Origin of the sequence: Saccharomonospora cyanea NA-134 (assembly GCF_000244975.1) — a bacterium.
Lineage (GTDB): Bacteria > Actinomycetota > Actinomycetes > Mycobacteriales > Pseudonocardiaceae > Saccharomonospora > Saccharomonospora cyanea.
In genome coordinates this window covers 2,510,072-2,525,936 of the sequence record NZ_CM001440.1, presented here as the reverse complement: position 1 = coordinate 2,525,936, position 15,865 = coordinate 2,510,072, and the positions used below count along the sequence as shown (strand labels likewise).

The window sequence follows — 15,865 nt, the reverse complement described above, 5'->3', positions numbered from 1 at the left end:
GTTACACACCGCGACGGAATGCGCTCGCCGAAGGTGTCGGCAACGCCTCCAGCAGCGAACCGGTGTACTCGTGCCGCGGGTTGAGCAGCACCTTCTCCACCGGTCCGTGTTCGACGATGCGGCCGTGCCGCATCACCGCCACGCGGTCGGCGATGGCCCACGCCAGCCCGAGATCGTGGGTGATCACCAGCGCGGCCAGCCCGAGGTCCTGCCGCAGCCGCAGCAACAGCGCCAGGATCTCGTTGCGCACCGTCGCGTCGAGTGAGGCCACCGGTTCGTCGGCGATCAGCACGCTGGGCTCGCACGCCAACGCTCCCGCGATCACCACGCGCTGCCGTTGCCCGCCGGACAACTCGTGCGGCAGGCGCGACAGGAACTTCTCCGCCGGCCGCAGCTCGGCGGCCTCCAACGCCGCGACGACGATGTCCCGTTCGGCGCCGGCGAGGCCGTGGATGCGGGGGCCCTCCGCCACCGCCTCGTACACCGTGTGCCGCGGGTTCAGCGCGCTGGTGGGGTCCTGCAACACCAGTTGCACCCGCCGCCGGTAGGAGCGCAGCCCCGACACCGACGTCGGCAACAGCGCCCCGTCGAACAGCACCGACCCCGACGTCGGCCGCTGCAACCCCAGCAGCGTGCGCGCCAGCGTGGTCTTGCCCGACCCGGACTGCCCGACCAGCGCCACGATCTCGCCGGGCCGCACCCCCAGATCGACCCCGTCGACCGCGCGCACCACCCGCCGCGAACGATCACGGAACGTCACCACAAGGTCCCGGGCGGCCAGAAGTTCACCACCCGCTCCCTCCGCGTCACCGCTCCTGGTCTCACGGTCAGTGACCATCCGGGTGTCCGGGTCGCCGATCCGGTGGATCGCGGCGGCCAGCGCGCGCGTGTGTTCGTGGCGGGGCTGACCGAACACCTCGACCGACGGCCCTTCCTCCACGATCTCACCCCGGTACATCACCGCGGTCCGCGCGCAGGTCTGCGCCAGCACCCCCAGGTCGTGGCTGATCATGATCAGTCCGATGCCGCGCTGCGCCACCAGCTCGCTCAGCAGGCGCAGCACCTGGTCCTGCACCACCACGTCCAACGCCGTGGTCGGCTCGTCGGCCACGATCAACTTAGGCTCGCACGCCAACGCCATCGCGATCATCACGCGCTGTTTCTGCCCACCGGACAACTCGTGCGGGTAGGCGCCCGCGCGTTCCGGTGGCAGGTCGACCTGCCGCAGCAACTCCGCCACCCGGTCCTTCGTGGCCCCGTTCGCGGTGGTGTGCAGCCGGATCGGTTCGGCGATCTGCTCGGCGACCGTGCGCACCGGGTTCAGCGCGTGCATCGCGCCCTGGAACACGATCGACGCCGACGACCACCGCATCGCCCGCAGCCGCCCCCACCGCATGGTGTTGACGTCCTCGCCGTCCAGCAGCACCTCACCGGTCACGGTCGCCGACTTCGGCAGCAGCCGCAGCACACTCATCGCCACGGTCGACTTGCCCGACCCGGACTCGCCCGCGATGCCCAGCGTCTCACCCGCCCGCAACGTGAGGTTCACGTCCCGCACCGCGGGCACCTCCCCACCCGAGGTGCGGTAGGTGACCCCCAGGTCACGCAACCGGAGCAGGGGCGTCTCCGACTCCGGTGACTCGGACGTGGTCGGCGTCATCACTGTCCCTTCAACCTCGGGTTCAGCACCGTCTCCAGCGCCCGACCCACCAGCGTGAACGACAACACGATCACCACGATCGCCAGTCCCGGCGGCAACAGGTACCACCACGCACCCGCGCTCACCGACCCCGACGACAACGCCGTCTGCAGCATCGAACCCCACGACACCGCGCTCGGATCACCCAACCCGAGGAACGCCAGCGTCGACTCCGCGATGATCGAGTTCCCCACCACCAACGTCGTGTTCGCCAGCACCAGCGGCAGCACCGCGGGCAGCACGTGCCGCCCCAGCACGTGCCCGTGCCCGCCGCCGAGCGCGCGAGCCCGCTCCACGAACGGTCTGCTCTCGATGGTCAACGTCTGCGCCCGCACCAACCGCGCCGTCGCAGGCCACGACGTGACCCCGACCGCGAGCACGATCGTGGCGACGCCCTGCGGCAACACCGTCGACAGCGCGATGGCCAGCACCAGCGACGGCAGCACCAGGAAGAAGTCGGTGAACCGCAACAGCACCGCCGACACCCACCCGCCGAAGTGCCCCGCCACCAGACCCACCAGCGTGCCGATCACCACCGACAGCACGGTCGCCGCGAACCCCACCAGCAGCGACACCCGCGCGCCCCACAGCGTCAGCAGCAACACCGAGCGGCCGTCCACGTCGGTGCCCAACGGGAACTCCAGGCTCGGCGGCTGCAACGGGGTCCCCGGCGCGGTGGTGACGTCCAGATGCGCCTCGTTCGTGAACAACGGCGCCGTCACCGCCAGCACCACCACCGCCGCGAGCACACAAAGCCCCACCAGGCCACCACGCTCGCGGCGGAAAGCGGTCCACACCGAGACGGCCGCCGCCCGCCGCCGCTGCCACACAGGAGAGGTCATGACTCACGCACCCTCGGGTCCAGCACCCGGTACAGCAACTCGGCCACCAGGTTCATCACCAGCACCGATCCCGCCAGCACCACGAACACGCCCTGCAACAACGGCAGGTCCGGGCCCCGCAACGCCTCGTACGTCAACAGGCCCAGCCCCGGCCACGAGAACACCGTCTCCACCGTGACCGTGCCCGACACCACCATCCCGAACTGCAGGAACACCAACGTCACCGTCGGCAACAACGCGTTCGGCACCGCGTGCCGCTTGCGCACCAGATCGTCACGCAGGCCCTTCGCCCGCGCCGTCGTCAGATAGTCCGCGCCCATCTCCTCCAGCAGCGACGACCGCATCACCAGCATGTACTGCGCGTAGATCACCGCCAGCAACGTCACACACGGCAACACCAGGTGATGGGCCACGTCGAGCACCTGCGCCACCGGATCGTCCGGAATCACCGGCGACCGCATCCCCCGGCTCGGGAACAACCCCTGCGTCGCGATCAACAACAGCAGCCCCAGCCAGAACTGCGGCACCGACCACAACGTCAACGCCACCCCGGTGTTCACCCGGTCGAACGCGCTGCCGCGCCGCCACGCCGCCCGCACCCCCAACCACAACCCGAGCGCCACCGCCAGCACCGTCGCCGTGCCCACCAGCAACAGCGTCGGCCAGAACCGCTCACCGATCATCTCCGCGACCGGCCGGTTGTACATGTAGGAGGTGCCCAGATCACCCCGCAACAGCCCCAGCACGTAGTCCAGGAACTGCTCCGGCATCGGCTTGTCCACCCCGAGCCGCTCCCGCAACGCGGCCAACTGCTCCGGGCTCGTGGGCCGGTCCCGCGTCATCGTCGCCACCGGATCACCCGGGATCATCCGGAACAGCAGGAACCCGAGCACCACCACCAGCGCGAAACTCGCCAGCGCCCCACCCAGCTTCACCGCGACGAAACGGACCGTCGAAGCTACCGAGCCCCCGTCAGCGGCACCGCGCCGATCCGAACCCTCACGGCCCGGACCCGGCGCGGCATCGGACGACGTCAACGTCACGGCCGACGTCACTCCCTGTCGTCGATCGAGGACCGGCGACGCACGACCACGGTGCCCCCGACGGCCACCAACGCCAGCGCACCCGCACCCAGCGCGACCCACACCCCCGCCGACAGGCCCGAGTCACCGTCGCCACCGGCCGTGGCCTCCACCGGCTTGGCACCGTAGAAGCCCCAGTAACCGGTCTGCTCCATGATCTGGCCCTCACCCTCCGGCTGCTGCACGAAGCCGGTGAACCGGTCCGACCGGTAGGCCTCCAACACGTTGTCGTAACCCAGCACCAGACTCGGAACCATCTCGTAGTAGCGGGCCTGCGCCTGCTTCACCAGCTCCGCCCGCTTGGCCGGGTCCAGCTCCGCCGCCTGCCGGTAGTACAACTCGTCGTAGGTCTCGTCGCAGAAGAACGCGTTGCTACTGCTGCTGCCCGACGACGCCGGCAGCGCCGCGCACGTCTGCTTGCCCAGGATGTAGTCCGGGTCCGGGTTCGTGCCCCACCCCGAGAACGCGAGATCGTAGTGACCCGACGACGTCGTCTCGTCCACCTCGTTGTCCGACACCAGGTTCTTCGTCACCGCGATACCGACGTCCTTCAACCACGACACCAGGTAGTCACTCGCGCGCTGCGCATAGTCCTCACTGGCGCGACCGGTCAACCGGAACTCCAGCCGCCTGCCCTGCGAATCCACCCGGACACCGTCCGGACCGCGCTCGTAACCCGCCTCGTCCAGCAGCGCGTTCGCCGCCTGTGGGTCGAACCGGTAACGCACGTCGTCGGTGGGCTCGTAGTGGAAGTCCGCGTAGATCGGCGGCACCAACCCACCCGGCAACTCGCCGTAACCGCCGAGCACCTTCTCCACCAGCACCTTCGGGTCGATCGCCATCGCGATCGCCCGACGCACCTTCACGTCCCGCAACGCCGGGTGCCCGTCACCGATCTCGTCACCCTCGGCGTTACGCGCACCCGGGTTCATCAACAACTCCCGGTACCGCCGCCCGGACGCCTGGTTCGTCTCCACCCCGGGCTCGTTCTTCAGACTGTCGAACTGCGCCTGCGTGAGCCGGTTGATGAAATCCACCTCACCGTTGCGCAGCGCGTTCACCGCCGCGTCGGCGTTCTCGAACTTGATGAAGTGCAACTCGTCGTAGGCCGGAGCGCCCCGCCAGTAGCTCTCGTTCGCCTTCATGCGCACGATCTCGTTCGGCCGGTACTCCGCGATCAGGAAAGGCCCACTACCGACACCCACCACGTCGATGCCGTCCGTGGCCGGGTCGTGCATGTCCCCGACCTTCGACCACACGTGCTCCGGCACGATCGGCACGTCCAGCGCCGTCATGCTCGCCTGCGGCTCCCTGGTCTCGATCACCAGCGTGCGGTCGTCCGCCGCGGTGACCTTCTCGAAGTTCTCCACATATCCGCCGTTGGCCTCCGCCGCCTTCGGATCGGACATGATCTTGTTGAAGGTGAACGCGGCGTCGTGCGCCGTCACCGGCTCACCGTCCGACCACGTCATCCCCTCCCGGATCGTGAACGTCCACGTGAGCTTGTCCTCCGACGCCTCCCACGACTCCGCCACACCACCCGTGGGCGTCGCGTCCTCCGACGACGGCAGCGTCAGGAACTCCCACGCGAACCGGCCCACCATCGTGCTCGACGCGAAACTGGCCGTGAACGGGTTGAGATGATCGATCTCCTGCACCAACGCCACCCGCAACACCCGAGGAGACCGCTCCTGCGCCACGGCCACGGGCGCCAGCGACCCGACCATCAACAACGCCGCGGCAACCGCGCCCAAGGACGCGACCCGACGCCGAAAGCCAGACCAACTCACTGTGTACACCTCACTGCACTCCGAGAGGATGCCGAAGCGGAAAAGTAACCACTCCCCACCGCATAATGTCAACGATTTGCTGTCACCGGTGTGCAACCTGTGACATCGCGGCTAGGTTGGACACCCGTGAGAATCATGATTTCCGCCGACATGGAAGGCGCCACCGGTGTCACCTGGACAGACGACGTCGTCCCCGGCACCGAACAATGGCAACGCTTCCGACGCCTGTTCACCGGCGACGTCAACGCCGTCATCGCAGGCCTCGCCGACGGCGGCGCCACCGACATCCTCGTCAACGAAGCACACTCCTCCCAACGCAACGTGCTCCTCGAAGACCTCGACCCCCGCGCCCACATGCTCACCGGCCGCCACAAACCACTGTCGATGATGGAGGGCATCGACACCGGCGTCGACGGCGTCGTCTTCCTCGGCTACCACGCCGGAGCAGGCTGCGACGGCGTGCTCTCCCACACCTACCTGCCCAACCAGATCACCGGCGTCTGGCTCGACGGAGTCCCCGCCAGCGAAGGCCGCCTCAACGCCGCCCTCGCCGCCGAATACGGCGTACCCGTCCTCCTCGTCAGCGGCGACGACAAAACCTGCGACGACGCCCACGACTACGCACCCGACGCCGAAGTCGTCGCCGTCAAACAATGCGTCAGCCGCTACGCCGCCGTCTGCCTCCCACCCTCCCGCACCGCCGCCGACCTCACCGCCGCCGCCACCACGAGCATGCGCCACGCCGGACGGGGAAACCCCACCACAACAGCACACCACATCGACGTCGAATTCGACGCCAGCCACCTCGCCCAGGCGGCCGCCGTCATCCCGACCGTCGAACAGACCGGCGTCCGCACCGTCGGCTTCGACGCCGACACCATGACCGACGCCATGAAAGCCTTCAAGATCGTCACCGCCATCGCCGACGGCGCCGTCCAAGGCAAATACGGCTGACACACCCACAACCCCACACCACAGGCAACCCCACAAAGGCGGTGTAACCCACAGTGACAGCCGACGTCGTGGATCTCTGCGCACAACTGATCCGCATCGACACCACCAACCACGGAGCCGGCGACGCACGCGGAGAACGCGAAGCCGCCGAATTCTGCGGCACCACCCTCGCCGACGCCGGACTCCAACCCACCATCCTCGAATCCGCACCCCGGCGCGCCAACGTCGTCACCCGCGTCCCCGGCGACAACCCCGACCTACCCCCACTCCTCATCCAGGGCCACCTCGACGTCGTCCCCGCCGACGCAGGCGAATGGACCGTCGACCCGTTCTCCGGCACCGTCGCCGACGGCTACGTCTGGGGCCGCGGCGCCGTCGACATGAAGGACTTCTGCGCCACCGTCCTGGCCGCCGTCCACTCACTGGCCACCACCGGACGCCGCCCCCGCCGCGACATCGTCCTCGCCTTCGTCGCCGACGAAGAAGACCGCGGCGAACACGGAGCACACTGGCTCACCACACACCACCCCGACCTCTTCGCCGACTGCGCCGCCGCCATCAGCGAATCCGGCGGCTACACCTACCACGTCCGCGCCACCGACGGCCGCAAAATCCGCCTCTACCCCATCGGCACCGCCGAACGCGGCACCGCCCACCTCAAACTCACCGCCCGAGGCCGCGCCGGACACGGCTCCCGCCGCAACGACGCCAACGCCGTCACCCGCCTCGTCACCGCACTCCACGCCCTGGCCGCCCACGACTGGCCCGTCGTCCTCACCCCCACCGTCGAGGCGTTCCTCCAACGCACCGGAAAAGCCCTCGGCGTCGACATCGACCTCCACGACATCGACACCACCCTCGACAGACTCGGCGACGCCGCCCCCCTCGTCGAATCCACCGTCCGCAACAGCGTCACACCCACCGTCCTGACCGCCGGCTACAAGGTCAACGTCATCCCCGGCACCGCCGAAGCCCGCGTCGACGGCCGCGTCCTCCCCGGCACCGAAGACACCCTCCTGTCCCAGGTGGACGCCCTCATCGGCCCCGACGTCGAACGTGAGTTCCTCTCCCGCAGCCTGCCCGTCCAGGCCCCCGTGGACTCGCCGTGGTTCGACGCCATGAGCAACGCCCTCCACTCCCAGGACCCCGACGCCGTCGTCGTGCCCTACTGCCTCGGCGGCGGCACCGACGCCAAAGCCTTCAGCCAACTCGGCATCGACTGCTACGGCTTCGCCCCACTGTGGCTACCCGAAGGATTCGACTACCGCGCCATGGCCCACGGCGTCGACGAACGCGTCCCCGTCGAAGGCCTCCGCTTCGGCACACGCGTGCTGGAACACCTGCTCCTCCACGCCTGACCCGGCAAACGACGGTCACGACCTCTCCACCCGGACGTCGTGACCGTCGCCACCGGACAGAAACGCCGCCAACTCCCGACCCTCCTCCACCACAGCGACACGCTCGTCCCGGCACAAGCGCCGCAACGGAGTGACGACCACCGCTCCCTCCCCGACCCTCCAGGTCGCAGCGACCCTCCCGTCGACCAGAACAACCCGTTCACCGGCCACCGACAATCCACGATGGACGTCATCGACGATCCGCCCGCGATCGCGGTAACCGAGAAGCGCGTTGTCGAACGCGGGCAGAAACCGCACCGGAGCAGGCGTGTCAGGACCAGGACGCGGAGCACCGGGAAGATCGAGCAACTCACGACCCCGCTCGTCGCGGAAAACGACGAGCTCCTCCCGTATCGAGGCCACCGCAGCGGGCAGACCGGCAAGCCCACACCACGCGCGCAGATCGGCCGACGCCGCAGGACCGAAGGCGGCCAGGTACCGCCGCACCAACGACTTCCCCACCGGATCCGAACCATCCCCCACCAGCGGGTCCACCTCACGACCCACCCACGAGGAAAGAAGCACGTGACGCACACCCGCCGACGTACGCCACAACCCACGCGGCGGTCTCTGCACCACCGGGACAACGGCGACCACCATCTCGCCCAGCGCCCTCGCCGCCACACCGGGCCAGCGGTCGGCGAGCGCCTCGACGATCTCCCTCGTCGACCGGGGCTCACCGTCGGCCAGCACCTCCCGGCCCGCCGCCGCCAACGCGTCGAGATCCACCCCGTCGAGCTCACGGCGATAGACGCCGAGCACCCGCTGGCGCAGCATCGCATCATGCCGCGCCCGCCACGCCACGGCGTCGTCCGCGGTGAGCAGGTGAACAGTGCGGCGCATGAGGTGAGTCCTCACCACCCGCCGACCGACCAACAACTCGTCCAGCACCGCCGGATCGAACGCACGCAGCCGCGACCACAGCCCCACGAACGGCTCCTGCGGCTCCTGCGCCTGAAGACCACACAGATGCGCGACGGCCTCGCGGACAGGCAGCTCGGCGCGCTCGAGCAGCAACTGCCGGGCCAGCGTCGCACGGTTCAGAGCCCGGGCGTCCAGAACGGTCATCGACTTCGAATCCTCCCGCGTCGCTTCCGGAATACACGACGACGATCGCAAACAAAGCGGACGCTGCCTGACCGCTTTGCCCGCGACCTCACCGCCCGTACGCAGGTTGCGGACCGCCACCGCAGGACGAGGTGATCATGACAACACCGCTCAATCGGTTCAGGTGAGGTGACGCACCCGCCCCGCTGCGAGAACGGCCGATAACATCCCGGGTACAAGCACTGAAACCGTCAGCAGGAGAACGTCATGACGCAGGCCCCTGTCAACGTCACCGTCACCGGCGCCGCCGGCCAGATCGGCTACGCGCTGCTGTTCCGCATCGCGTCCGGCCAGCTCCTGGGCCAGGACAAGCCGGTCCGGCTGCGACTGCTGGAAATCCCGCAGGCGGTGAAGGCGGCCGAGGGTACCGCCCTCGAACTGGAGGACGGCGCCTTCCCACTGTTGGCGGGCATCGACATCTTCGACGACCCCAAGCAGGCCTTCGAGGGCACCAACGTGGCCCTGCTCGTCGGCGCCCGCCCCCGCACCAAGGGCATGGAGCGCGGTGACCTGCTCGAAGCCAACGGCGGCATCTTCAAGCCCCAGGGCGAGGCCATCAACGCCGGCGCCGCCGACGACATCAAGGTGCTCGTCGTGGGCAACCCCGCCAACACCAACGCCCTCATCGCCAAGGCCCACGCGCCCGACGTCCCCGCCGAGCGGTTCACCGCGATGACCCGCCTCGACCACAACCGCGCCATCGCACAGCTCGCCAAGAAGCTCGGTGTCCCGGTGTCCGACGTCAAGAAGATGACCATCTGGGGCAACCACTCCGCCACCCAGTACCCCGACATCTTCAACGCCGAGGTCAAGGGCCGGAGCGCGGCCGAGGCCGTCAACGACCAGGCGTGGCTGGAGAACGAGTTCATCCCGCGCGTCGCCAAGCGTGGCGCCGAGATCATCGAGGCGAGGGGCGCGTCGTCGGCCGCGTCGGCCGCCAACGCCGCCATCGACCACGTCTACGACTGGGTCAACGGCACCCCCGAGGGCGACTGGGTCTCCATGGGCGTGCCCTCCGACGGCTCCTACGGTGTCCCCGAGGGTCTGATCTCGTCGTTCCCGGTGGTCTGCAAGAACGGCTCCTACGAGATCGTGCAGGGCCTGGAGATCAACGACTTCTCCCGCGCCCGCATCGACGCCTCCGTCGCCGAGCTCTCCGAGGAACGCGACGCGGTGACCAAGCTCGGCCTCGTCTGAGTCGAGTCGACAAGGGCCATCTTCCTGAGCGATTCGTTCGGGAAGACGGCCCTTTGTTGTCTCGGTCGGCCCAAGGAGAATCCGCCCTTTCAAGCCCAGACGTATAGGGCGTTATACAACTCGGGTGTCGCGGAGCGCGCCCAGCTGCCACGATGGAAGGGCGACACCCGACAGGCGACCATCACGGCACAGCCATGGACGCGACGACAGCGCAGGAGCAGTTCACCGCCTACGGCCTCTCCCACTGGGTGGTGCTCGCCGTGTTCGCCCTCGGTTGCCTCGCCCTCGTCCTCACAGGCCGAGCCCACCGCCACACCCCCACCGAACGCCGCACCAGCCGCACCTTCGGCGCCGTGCTCCTCACCATCCACGTCGGCGCCCTCGGCTACACGGTGTCGTCCCGTGACTGGGACCTGCTCGACACCATCCCCCTACACCTGTCCGACCTCGCCGGTTTCGTCGCCGCGTACGCGTTGTTCACCCACACCCGCTGGGCCTACGCGCTCACCTACTACTGGTGCCTCACACTCTCCCCGCAGGCCCTGTTCTCCCCCGTGCTCGACGCCCCCGACTTCCCCCACCACGAGTTCCTGGCGTTCTGGGCCCTGCACCTGCTCGTGATATGGGCCGCCGTCTACCTCACGTGGGGCGTGGGACTGCACCCCACGTGGCGCGACTACCGCACCACCGTCAAAATCACCGCGAGCTGGGCCGTCCTCGCGATGGCCTTCAACAGCGTCACGGGCACCAACTACGGCTACCTCAACCGCAAACCCGCCACCGGCTCGGTGCTCGACGCCCTCGGCCCCTGGCCCTGGTACGTCGTGATCGAAGTGATGCTCATCCTCGCCGCCTGGGCCCTGCTCACGTGGCCCTGGACCCGACGGACGCGCTCGGACCACTATCGCGACAGCGTGGGCGACCTGCCGAACTGACCCGGCCGCCCACGCCGGCCCCGCTACGCTCCCGTCAGGCCCCGGCGCTTCAGCAACGGCTCGATCTCCGGGTCGCGCCCCCGGAACGTCCGGAACGACTCCATCGGGTCCTTGCTGCCGCCCCGCGCCAACAGCTCCCGCCGGAAGTGGTCGCCGTTCTCCCGCGTCAGGCCCCCGTTCTCCCGGAACCACTCCACCGTGTCGGCGTCCAGCACCTCGCTCCAGATGTAGGAGTAGTAGCCCGCCGAGTAGCCGTTGCAGAAGATGTGCGCGAAGTACGTGCTGGCGTAACGCGGCGGCACCTCCGGCACCGCCACTCCTGCCTTCTCCAGCGCCTGCGCCTGGAACGCGGCCACGTCGTCGACCGTCGTGTCGGCGTCCAACGTGTGCCACGCCAGGTCCAGCAGCGACGCGGCCAGGTACTCCGTCGTCGCGAAGCCCTCGCCGTAGGTGCGCGACTCCCGCAGCCTCTCCACCAGATGCTGCGGCAACGGCTCACCCGTGCGGTGGTGGCGGGCGTAGTTGTCCAGCACCTCCGGCCACAACACCCACATCTCGTTGACCTGCGAGGGGAACTCCACGAAGTCCCTCGGCACGCTCGTGCCCGCCAACGTGGGGTACCGCGTGTCCGACAGCAACTCGTGCAGGGCGTGGCCGAACTCGTGGAACGCCGTCACCACCTCGTCGAAGGTCAGCAGCGTCGGCTCGCCCGCCGGCGGCTTGGTGATGTTCAGGTTGTTCACCACCACCGGCTTGCGGTCCAACAACCGTGAGGGCACGCGGTAGGAGTTCATCCACGCACCGCCCCGCTTGGAGTCACGCGCGTAGTAGTCGCCGAGGAACAGCCCCAGCGGACCGCCGTCGGCGTCGAACACCTCGAACACCCGCACGTCGGGATGGTAGGTCGGCAGGTCGTCACGCTCGGTGAACGTCAACCCGTACAGCTTCGTCGCGGCGTGGAACACCCCGTCCCGCAGCACCCTGTCCAGCTCGAAGTACGGGCGCAGCTCGGCGTCGTCGACGTCGAACCGACGCTTACGGACCCGCTCGGCGTAGAACGCCCAGTCCCACGGCTCCAGCGGATGGTCCGAACCGGACCGCGCGACCTCCTCGACCAGCTCGGCCGCCTCGGCGCGGGCGTTGGACACCGCCACCGGGGCCAGCCGGTGCAGCAGCTCCGTGGCCGCCCGCGCCGTGCCCGCCGTCTGGTCCTCGATCACGTACTCGGCGTGGTTCGCATAACCCAGCAGCGCGGCCCGCTCCGCCCGCAGCCGCGCGATCCGCGTCAACACCGCCTTGTTGTCGTGCTCGTTGCCCCGGTTGCCGCGCGTCACCGAAGCGCGGAAGAGCCGCTCTCGCAGCGCCCGGTTCTCAAGCGACGCCAGCAGCGGCTGCGCCGTCGGCAACGACAGCGTCAGCAGGTACTTGCCGTCCTCACCCCGGGCGGTGGCCGCCTCGGCCGCCGCCGCGATCGTCGCGTCCGACAGGCCCGCCAGCTCCTCGCGGTCGGACACCAGGACCGCGAGGTCGTTCGTGTCGGCCAGCAGGTTGTCCTGGAAGCGGGTCGACAGCGACGACAGCTCGGTGTTGAGTTCCCGCAACCGCTCCTGGTCGGCCTCCGGCAACGCCGCACCGGCACGCACGAAATCCAGGTGGTAGCGGCGCAACAGCCACGCCGACTCGGAGTCCAACCCGAGCGAGTCGGCGTCCTCGTACAGCCTCTCCACGCGGGCGAACAACGCCGGATTCAGGTGGATGGCGTCCGAGTGCGTGGCCAGCTTCGGCGCGATCTCGGCGTGCACGGCCCGCAGGGTGTCGTCGGTGTGGGAGGCGTTGAGGTTGAAGAACACCTCCGAGACCCGGTCGAGCAACTCGCCGGAGCGTTCGAGCGCCACGATCGTGTTGTCGAACGTCGGCGGCTCCGGATTGTTCGCGATGGCCTCCACCTCGGAGATCTGCTCCGCCATTCCCGCCTCGAACGCGGGCAGGAAGTGCTCGCCCGAGATCCGGTCGAACGGCGGCAGCTCGTACGGCAGCTCACTCGCCGCCAACAGCGGGTTGTCCGCAGTCGTCACGATCAATCCTTTCGTCCTGTCGATCCTCCGACCTCCGCGTCGGAGGAGAGCCCGCCGTCCCTGCGCCGCCGCTTCGGCTTGGGCGGCACGATCCCGCTCAGCTCACCCCCGCAGTCGTTCATCCGCAGCACGAACGGCCGGATCTCGGTGTAGCGGATCACCGACACCGACGCCGGCTCGACGACCGTGCGCTGGAACAGGTCGAGGTGCTGGCCGAGCGCGTCGGCCAGCACCGCCTTGATCACATCGCCGTGGGTGCACGCCAGCCACACCGAATGCTCACCGTGCTCGGCCGTGATGCGCTCATCGTGCTCCCGCATCGCCCGCACGGCCCGTGTCTGCATCTGGGCGAGGCTCTCCCCGCCGGGGAAGACCACGGCCGACGGCTGCGACTGCACCACCTTCCACAGCGGGTGCTTGGCCAGCTCCTTGAGCTCTTTGCCCGCCCACTCGCCGTAGTCGACTTCGGACAGCCGGGCTTCCGTTCGCTGTGGGAGCTGTCGGTCCTTCAGCAGCGGCGCCACCGTCTGCCTGCACCGCAGCAACGGCGACGTCAGCACCGCAGCCAGTGGCACGTCCGCCAGGCGCGTCACCAACCCCTCCGCCTGGGCACGGCCGGTGTCGTCCAGACCGACGCCGGGGGTGCGTCCGGCCAACACGCCCGCACTGTTCGCCGTCGACCTGCCGTGTCTGAGCAGGATCACAGTAGCCACGACGCCACCCTACGGCCTCACTCCCGCTGCCCCACCGCGTCGGTCACGGCCGGGCCCGCGTCGGGATCCAACACCCCGGTGAAGACCAGTACCAGCACCAGCACGCCCAAGGCGACGCGGTAGATCACGAACGGCAGGAAACTGTTCTTCTTGATGTAGGACATCAGCCACGCGATCACGGCGTACCCGACGCCGAACGACACGATGGTGGCCAGCAGGGTCGGGCCCACACCGGGTGCGTCACCCTCTCCGATGTCGGTGAGCTTGTAGGCGCCCGAGGCGAGCACCGCGGGCACCGCCAGCAGGAACGCGTACTCCGCGGCGTCCGCACGCTTGTAGCCGAGCAGCAGCCCGCCGGTGATCGTGCCGCCCGACCGCGACACCCCGGGGATGAGCGCCAGCGCCTGCGCGAAGCCGTAGGCGAGGCCGTGGGGAACGGTCAGCTGGTCGAGTTCCCGGTCCTTGCGGCCGATCCGGTCGGCGAGCAACAGCAGCAGACCGAACACGATGAGCGTCGTGGCCGTCAGCCGCAGGTCGCGGAACACGCTCTCGATGCGCTCCTCGAACAGCAGCCCCAGCACCCCGATCGGGACCGATCCGACGATGATGAGCCAGCCCATCTTCGCGTCCGGGTCGGAGCGGTACTCACGCTTGGTGAGCGACAGGAACCAGTGGTGCAGGATCCGGCCGATCTTCCTGCTGAAGTACAGCAGCACCGCGAGCTCGGTGCCGATCTGGGTGACGGCCGTGAACGCGGCGCCGGGGTCGTCCCACCCCGCGAACGCCGCCGTCAGGCGGACGTGGGCGCTGGAGGAGATCGGGAGGAACTCCGTCAACCCCTGCACGAGCCCCAGAACCAGAGCCTCGAACCAACCCATCAGGCCACTCCCGCCTTCTCCAGTGCCTCCAGGGCCGTGCGCAACGCGGCGGGGGCGTTCTCCGGGGCCACGAACGGCAGCACGCTGAGCGTCGTGACACCCGCCTCCGCGAACGCGGTCATGCGCTCGGCGATGCGCTCGACCGGGCCGAGCAGCGACGTCGCGTCGAGGAACTCCAGCGGCACCGCCGCCATCGCGCCCTCGTAGTCCTTGGCCAGGTAACGCTCCTGCACCTCGGCAGCGGCGTCGGCGAAGCCCATCCGCACCGCGAGGCGGTTGTAGAAGTTCTTGTCCCGGCTGCCCATGCCACCCAGGTACAGCGCCGCGTAGGCGCGCACGGAGTCGGCGCACACCGTCCAGTCGTCACCCGGCACCAGCGGCACCGTGGGCGCGACGTCGAGGTCGGCGAGCGTGCGACCGGCCCTGGCGGCACCGGCGGCGACGTGATCGAGCTGGGTGGCCGCGTGCTCGGGCGAGAAGAACACCGGCAGCCAGCCGTCGGCGATCTCTCCGGTGAGTTCCAGGTTCCTGGGCCCGATGGCGGCGAGGTAGGTGGGGATGCGCTCCCGCACCGGGTGCATCGTCAGGGCCAGTGCCTTGCCCGGGCCGTCGGGCAGCGGGAGCTGGAAGTGCTCGCCGGCGTAGCCCACCCGCTCGCGCCGCAGCGCCATCCGCACGATGTCGACGTACTCACGGGTACGGCCGAGCGGGGCGGTGAACCGGACCCCGTGCCAGCCCTCGGACACCTGTGGACCCGACACGCCGAGCCCGAGCCGGAACCGGCCGCCGGAGAGCGTGTCCAGTGTCGCGGCCGTCATGGCCGTCGCCGCCGGGGTTCGCGCCGGGATCTGCAGCACCGCGCTTCCGATGTCGACGGACGAGGTCTGGGCCGCGATCCAGGAGAGCACGGTCGCCGCGTCGGACCCGTACGCCTCCGCGACCCACACCACCGAGTAGCCGAGCGTGTCGGCCTCCTTGGCCAGAGCCAGGGTCTCCGCGCCCTTGCCCGCACGCCAGTACCCGAGGTTCAGTCCCAATCGCATCCGACCTGATGAAACACCGCCCTCATGGGGCTGATACGGGGTCAAGACGTCTCCCACCGTTGAAGCGTTGCCGACCGGTTCGACTTCCGTTGGTCTGTCAGCGGCACGATATCCACCGCCCCGAGCTGCGTGAGAGCGTCCCCCGCGCGACCC

At 69.2% G+C, this 15,865-nt stretch carries 13 protein-coding genes; 4 read left to right on the top strand and 9 right to left on the bottom strand.

Annotated elements, in window-relative coordinates:
- Position 1 precedes the first annotated feature (1 nt).
- The 4 genes from nikE to SACCYDRAFT_RS11835 are packed head-to-tail and all read right to left on the bottom strand — an operon-like array spanning position 2 to position 5,350.
- Positions 2-1,660, bottom strand: a complete 1,659-nt coding sequence (gene nikE, locus SACCYDRAFT_RS11850) for a nickel ABC transporter ATP-binding protein NikE (protein WP_005456410.1) — start codon at positions 1,658-1,660, stop codon at positions 2-4.
- Positions 1,660-2,541, bottom strand: a complete 882-nt coding sequence (locus tag SACCYDRAFT_RS11845) for an ABC transporter permease (protein WP_005456409.1) — start codon at positions 2,539-2,541, stop codon at positions 1,660-1,662. The genes nikE and SACCYDRAFT_RS11845 overlap by 1 nt, the downstream gene beginning before the upstream one ends.
- The gene (locus SACCYDRAFT_RS11840) at positions 2,538-3,596 is read right to left on the bottom strand and encodes an ABC transporter permease (RefSeq protein WP_005456408.1); all 1,059 of its coding nucleotides are present in this window, start codon (positions 3,594-3,596) and stop codon (positions 2,538-2,540) included. Before SACCYDRAFT_RS11840 ends, SACCYDRAFT_RS11845 begins: the two co-directional genes overlap by 4 nt.
- A complete protein-coding gene (locus tag SACCYDRAFT_RS11835) occupies positions 3,593-5,350 on the bottom strand; it encodes an ABC transporter substrate-binding protein (RefSeq protein ID WP_408640305.1) in 1,758 nt (585 codons plus the stop codon). The genes SACCYDRAFT_RS11840 and SACCYDRAFT_RS11835 overlap by 4 nt, the downstream gene beginning before the upstream one ends.
- Before the next feature lie 198 nt (positions 5,351-5,548).
- On the opposite strand from SACCYDRAFT_RS11835, the gene SACCYDRAFT_RS11830 reads away from it, so the two are divergent.
- Complete coding sequence (locus SACCYDRAFT_RS11830) at positions 5,549-6,367, top strand: M55 family metallopeptidase (protein WP_005456406.1); 819 nt, start codon at positions 5,549-5,551, stop codon at positions 6,365-6,367.
- Between the two features lie 53 nt (positions 6,368-6,420).
- On the top strand, positions 6,421-7,725 hold the full coding sequence (locus SACCYDRAFT_RS11825) for a M20/M25/M40 family metallo-hydrolase (protein WP_005456405.1): 1,305 nt from the start codon (positions 6,421-6,423) through the stop codon (positions 7,723-7,725).
- A gap of 15 nt (positions 7,726-7,740) precedes the next feature.
- Here the strand turns inward: SACCYDRAFT_RS11825 and SACCYDRAFT_RS11820 are convergent, their stop codons facing one another.
- Positions 7,741-8,832: a winged helix DNA-binding domain-containing protein gene (locus SACCYDRAFT_RS11820; RefSeq protein WP_005456403.1), complete on the bottom strand. Its 1,092-nt coding sequence runs from the start codon at positions 8,830-8,832 to the stop codon at positions 7,741-7,743.
- 246 nt (positions 8,833-9,078) lie between these two features.
- Here SACCYDRAFT_RS11820 and SACCYDRAFT_RS11815 point away from each other — a divergent pair, with 246 nt between their 5' ends.
- Entirely contained in the window at positions 9,079-10,068 is a 990-nt protein-coding gene (locus tag SACCYDRAFT_RS11815; RefSeq protein WP_005456401.1) for a malate dehydrogenase, read from the top strand.
- A 194-nt stretch (positions 10,069-10,262) separates the two neighbouring features.
- Positions 10,263-11,003: a YwaF family protein gene (locus SACCYDRAFT_RS11810; RefSeq protein WP_005456400.1), complete on the top strand. Its 741-nt coding sequence runs from the start codon at positions 10,263-10,265 to the stop codon at positions 11,001-11,003.
- A gap of 23 nt (positions 11,004-11,026) precedes the next feature.
- Here SACCYDRAFT_RS11810 and SACCYDRAFT_RS11805 read toward each other — a convergent pair whose 3' ends face one another.
- From SACCYDRAFT_RS11805 to SACCYDRAFT_RS11790, 4 genes are read right to left on the bottom strand one after another with little or no spacing between them, the layout of a single operon-like run.
- Positions 11,027-13,078 (bottom strand): M3 family metallopeptidase, encoded by a 2,052-nt coding sequence (locus SACCYDRAFT_RS11805; protein ID WP_005456398.1) that lies wholly within the window; start codon positions 13,076-13,078, stop codon positions 11,027-11,029.
- A 2-nt stretch (positions 13,079-13,080) separates the two neighbouring features.
- The gene (locus SACCYDRAFT_RS11800) at positions 13,081-13,791 is read right to left on the bottom strand and encodes a histidine phosphatase family protein (RefSeq protein ID WP_005456397.1); all 711 of its coding nucleotides are present in this window, start codon (positions 13,789-13,791) and stop codon (positions 13,081-13,083) included.
- A gap of 17 nt (positions 13,792-13,808) precedes the next feature.
- Positions 13,809-14,669 (bottom strand): undecaprenyl-diphosphate phosphatase, encoded by an 861-nt coding sequence (locus tag SACCYDRAFT_RS11795; protein ID WP_005456396.1) that lies wholly within the window; start codon positions 14,667-14,669, stop codon positions 13,809-13,811.
- Positions 14,669-15,712 (bottom strand): LLM class F420-dependent oxidoreductase, encoded by a 1,044-nt coding sequence (locus tag SACCYDRAFT_RS11790; protein WP_005456395.1) that lies wholly within the window; start codon positions 15,710-15,712, stop codon positions 14,669-14,671. The genes SACCYDRAFT_RS11795 and SACCYDRAFT_RS11790 overlap by 1 nt, the downstream gene beginning before the upstream one ends.
- Positions 15,713-15,865: the final 153 nt, after the last annotated feature.

Excerpts from the sequence above, each read along its gene's own strand:
- nikE (WP_005456410.1), bottom strand. The coding sequence starts at position 1,660 with ATGACGCCGACCACGTCCGAGTCACCGGAGTCGGAGACGCCCCTGCTC.
- SACCYDRAFT_RS11845 (WP_005456409.1), bottom strand. The coding sequence starts at position 2,541 with ATGACCTCTCCTGTGTGGCAGCGGCGGCGGGCGGCGGCCGTCTCGGTG.
- SACCYDRAFT_RS11835 (WP_408640305.1), bottom strand. The coding sequence starts at position 5,350 with ATGGTCGGGTCGCTGGCGCCCGTGGCCGTGGCGCAGGAGCGGTCTCCT.
- SACCYDRAFT_RS11830 (WP_005456406.1), top strand. The coding sequence starts at position 5,549 with ATGATTTCCGCCGACATGGAAGGCGCCACCGGTGTCACCTGGACAGAC.
- SACCYDRAFT_RS11820 (WP_005456403.1), bottom strand. The coding sequence starts at position 8,832 with ATGACCGTTCTGGACGCCCGGGCTCTGAACCGTGCGACGCTGGCCCGG.
- SACCYDRAFT_RS11815 (WP_005456401.1), top strand. The coding sequence starts at position 9,079 with ATGACGCAGGCCCCTGTCAACGTCACCGTCACCGGCGCCGCCGGCCAG.
- SACCYDRAFT_RS11810 (WP_005456400.1), top strand. The coding sequence starts at position 10,263 with ATGGACGCGACGACAGCGCAGGAGCAGTTCACCGCCTACGGCCTCTCC.
- SACCYDRAFT_RS11795 (WP_005456396.1), bottom strand. The coding sequence starts at position 14,669 with ATGGGTTGGTTCGAGGCTCTGGTTCTGGGGCTCGTGCAGGGGTTGACG.
- SACCYDRAFT_RS11790 (WP_005456395.1), bottom strand. The coding sequence starts at position 15,712 with ATGCGATTGGGACTGAACCTCGGGTACTGGCGTGCGGGCAAGGGCGCG.